Raw genomic sequence first — 4,403 nt, 5'->3', positions numbered from 1 at the left:
CGTCGAACTTGGGTGGGTCGTTGGCTGGTGTGACGCCGATGTTGATGGTGGAGGTGGCGGTGCCGCCCTTGCCGTCGGAAACGGTGACGGTGAACGAGTCCGAGCCGTTGTAGTCCTTGGAAGGGGTGTAGGTCCAGTTGCCGTTTGCATCGACGGTGACGGAGCCGTGAGCTGGGTTGGAGCCCTTGGCGAAGGTCAGCGCGTCGCCATCGGCGTCCTTGGCCTTGACGGTGCCGGACACCGGGGTGTCTTCAGGCGTGGTCGCCTTGTAGTTGCCGGTGACCGGGTCGTAGTTCGGATTCGACGGATCATCGAACTTGGGCGGATCGTTGACCGGGGTGACACCAATGAAAACCGTGGAGGTGGCGGTGCCGCCCTTGCCATCAGACACGGTCACCGTGAAGAGGTCAGGACCGTTGAAATCCTGGTTGGGCGTGTAGGTCCAGGACCCATCTGCGTTCACCACCACGGTGCCGTTGGCGGGGTCCGAGCCTTTGCCGAAAACCAGGGCGTCGCCATCCGCATCGGATGCGCTGACCTGACCTGACACCGGCGTGTCTTCGTCGGTGATGAATCGGTAGTTGCCTGTGGCGGGGTCGAATCCGCCTTGGCCGCCATCCGCAAAGACGGGTGCCTGGTTGCCGTCGTCGAGCAACGAGGTCGATTGGATCTGGCCTTGCAGGCCGTCGTTGTTCGACGAAGCGTTGAACGACTGAGGCGCCACCACCTCGACGATGCGCTCCACGCGCAGGCCTTCGCCCATCGCGGCGCCATCGCCGCCGGTCAGGCCCGCTGCCGTGGCGTCTTCTTCCTCGCCTCGCTCGATCGCGCCGATCACGTCGTCGAGCGACTTGCCGTCAGCGTTGTTGGCCGCTGGCTTGGCGGCTCCCTTGGCTTGAGCGGACGACTTGGCGTCCCCGAAGGCCAGTGTCCACACCTGCGCGTTGGCGTCCAAGTTTTCCGCAATCTGCAACGAGGCGTCCGCGTTGCCCAGCAACCGGTCCCCAGGCATCAGCGTGTCACCCACCTGCAGGGCTTCGGCGGCTTCTTGTCCCTGGCGGATGACCTGGGCACGCCCTTGCAGGCTCGAAACAACGCCGGAGGGGGCTTGGGTGGACAACTTGGCCATGGGAGCCTCTCAAAATGTAACTGCGTGATGAGTATCTCTTCCGACCCCTCTCCCAAACCAACCCCGTCGGTGGCTTTGTGTGAACGATTGCTGGCCTGGACCAGTTTCGTGAGCGCTTAAGCCGGCCAAAGGGCAAGGGTCGGTCCGCAAAGGGCAGGCGCACGCGTGAAAACGCCCGCCCCAAGGGCCAATCGGATATCGGCCTTGGGGCGGGCGTTCTGCAGGAAGGAAGTCACGCCTTCCCAGGCGTGACGGGCACTTAAGTGAGGGGGTGCCGCAGGGGTGTCAGCGCTCGCGCATTGCGTGGCTTTGCGCACGCAACACCGGCTTGAGCAGGTAGGACATCACGGTCTTCTTGCCCGTGAGCACGTCCACCTCGGCCGTCATGCCCGGCATGATGGGCATCTTCTCGCTGAAGTTGGTCTGCTTGGTGCGCACGCGCACCACATAGAAAGTGTTCTGTCCGCGCTCGTCGGTCACGGTGTCCGGGCTGATGTTCTCGACCACGGCGTCCAGCCCGCCGTAGATGGCGAAGTCATAGGCCGTGAACTTCACCGTTGCGGCCTGGCCGGGGTGGATGAAGGCGATGTCACGCGGCTGGATCTTGGCTTCGAGCACCAGCGCGTCGTCCAGCGGCACGATCTCGACGATGTCCTTGCCCGGGCTGACCACGCCACCCACCGTGTTGGCCAGCAGGCGCTGCACGCGACCTCGCACGGGCGACTTCACCTGCGACTTGTCCACCTTGTCGGCCAGGGCCACGGCGCCTTCGTTGATCGCGTTGAGCTTGCCCAGCACGTCCGAGAGCTCCTTGCGGGCCTCGTTCTTGAACGACAGATCGGTCTCCTGGATCTTGCGCGTGGCCTCCGAGATGGCCGCCTGGATGCGAGCGATCTGCGCGCCGGCCTGCTCCATCTCTCCTCGGGCGCGCGTCACGTCGCGCTCCAGTCGCAGCACATCGACCTCCGACACGGCGCCGGTGGACAGCAGCGGTCGCGTCTTCGTGAGCTCCTGTTGCGACAGCTCCAGGTTGCGCGCGGCCGAATCGCGGCGGGCGCGGGCCTCGGCTTGCTCCTGGTGACGCTGGGCCAGTTGCTGCTCGCTGATGCCGACCAGGGCGCTGAGTTCCGATCGCCGCGAATCGTAGAGCTGGCGCTCTTCCTCGACGATGCGCACCTCTTCGTTGTCGGCGGTAGAAGGCTCGGGCGGCACGAACGCCTTGCCCTCGGCCAGGGCCTTCAGCCGCGCCAGCTTGACCTTCAGCGCGAAGGCCTGCGCCGCGCTCTCGCGCACGCCCGAGGTGGCGCGGGTCTCGTCCACCTTGAGCAGCAGCTGACCGGCCTCGACCAACTGGCCTTCCTTGACCAGGATCTCGGTGACCACGCCACCATCGAAGGACTGGATCACCTGCAGTTGCCTGGACGGGATGACCTTTGCCTCGCCCTTGGTGACCTCGTCGATCTTGGCGAACGAGGCCCACACGATGAGCAGCACCGTCACGAGCAGGGCGCCGCGAACGAGCTTTTGCGCGCCGCGCGTGCCCTCGGTGGACATGACGGCATCGGCCTCCTGTTCGAACTGGTCGATGCCAGCGCGCTTGGCCGCATCCGGCGTGACGAGGGGGCCGCTGAGCCGGTCGAGCAAGGGGTTGATGACGGGGGAGAGCTTGCCGCGCACGGTCTCCAGCCCGGAGACGATGCGCTGGCCGATGTGGAGCAGGGCGGTGTTCATGGTGGCGTCCTCCTGCTTCACGATGCGCGGGTGATGCGGCCCGCAGACAGCGCCTGCATGATCCGGTCGCGCGGGCCGTCGGCCACCACTTTGCCCTGGTCGATCACGATCACGCGGTCGACGAAGGCCAGCATCGAGGTGCGGTGCGTCACCAGCACCACCGTCTTGCCCTGGCAGTGCTGCTGCATCTTCTGGGTCACGAAGGCCTCGGTCGAGAAGTCCATGGCACTGGTCGGTTCGTCCAGCAGCAAGATGGGTGTGTTGTGCAGCACCGCCCGAGCGATGCCCACGCTCTGGCGCTGGCCGCCCGACAGCAGCTCGCCGCGTTCGCCCACCTGCAGGTCAAAGCCCTGTGGGTGTCGCTTGACGAAGTCGCTCAGCCCGGCCGACTCGGTGGCGGCCAGGATGGCCTCGTCGGTGGCGTGCGGCATGCCGAAGGTGATGTTGTCGCGCAGCGAACCGTAGAACAGCGTCACGTCCTGGGCCACGTGGCCCATGTTGCGCCGCAGGTCGGCCGGGTCGAGTTGGCGCATGTCGATGCCGTCGATCAGCACCGCGCCCTTGCTGGGCTGGTACAGGCCCAGGATGAGCTTTTGCAGCGTCGTCTTGCCCGAGCCCACCTTGCCGATCAGCGCGACCTTCTCGCCCGGCTGGATGCGCAGGCTGATGTCGTCGAGCGAGGCCTCGCGGCGACCCGGGTAAGCAAACGAGACGTGGCGGAACTCGATCTCGCCCTTGAGCTCGGCCCGGTGGATGAAGGTCGTCTCGGCAGGGCGCTCGACCGGCTGCGCCATGATCTGCTCGAGCGACTCCATGGCCGTGCGGGCGCCCTGGTACTGCATCAACAGGCCAACGATCTGGCCTGCGGGGGCGAGTGCGCGGCCGGCCAGCATGGTCGAGGCGATCAGCCCGCCCATGGTGAGCTGCTTGTCGGAGATCAGGTAGACGCCGATCAGCACGATGCACACCGAGACGAACTGCTGCATGGTCGCCGTGCCGTACATGGCCGCAGACGACAGGCGTCGCATGCGCACGTTGAGCTCGGCCAGGAACTGGTTGGCCCGCTCCCAGCGTTTCTGGATGACGTTCTCGGCGCCTTGCGTCTTGATGGTCTCGATGCCCGTCAGGCTCTCGATGAGCGTGGCATTGCGTTGCGCCGAGGCCTGGTACGTGGTCTGCGACAAGGCGTGCAGGCGGTGTTGCAGCACGTAGCCCGACAGCACGATCAGCCCGAACACCGTCAGCACCGGCAGCATCAGCCAAGGCGAGATCCAGGCCATCACGATGACGAACAGCAGCGCGAAGGGCAGGTCGATCAGCGCGGTCACCGTGCTCGAAGCGATGAAGTCACGCACCTGCTCGAAGCCTCGCAGGTTGGAGGCGAACGAGCCCACCGACTGAGGGCGGTTTTCCAGGCGCATGCCGAGCACGCGCTCCATCAGCGTGGCCGAGATCTGCACGTCGATGCGCGCGCTGGCCTCGTCCACGAAGTGGCTGCGCAGCAGGCGGATGAACAGGTCAGCGCCCAGCACCAGCGTCACGC

3 protein-coding genes are annotated in these 4,403 nt (G+C 65.9%); all 3 read right to left on the bottom strand.

The window, feature by feature from the left end:
• Positions 1 to 1,129 (bottom strand): Ig-like domain-containing protein (locus B2W70_RS11695; protein WP_286745877.1); only part of this gene is annotated, 1,129 nt, incomplete at its 3' end.
• A gap of 285 nt (positions 1,130 to 1,414) precedes the next feature.
• Positions 1,415 to 2,860, bottom strand: a complete 1,446-nt coding sequence (locus tag B2W70_RS11690; RefSeq protein WP_286745875.1) for an HlyD family type I secretion periplasmic adaptor subunit — start codon at positions 2,858 to 2,860, stop codon at positions 1,415 to 1,417.
• A gap of 17 nt (positions 2,861 to 2,877) precedes the next feature.
• A partial coding sequence (locus B2W70_RS11685; RefSeq protein WP_286745873.1) for a type I secretion system permease/ATPase occupies positions 2,878 to 4,403 on the bottom strand: 1,526 nt, incomplete at its 5' end.

Source organism: Aquabacterium sp. UBA2148, from assembly GCF_002328915.1.
Taxonomy (GTDB): Bacteria; Pseudomonadota; Gammaproteobacteria; order Burkholderiales; family Burkholderiaceae_C; genus Aquabacterium; species Aquabacterium parvum.
The sequence above is the reverse complement of the archived record's forward strand: the minus strand, read 5'-3'. Positions and strand labels throughout refer to the sequence as shown.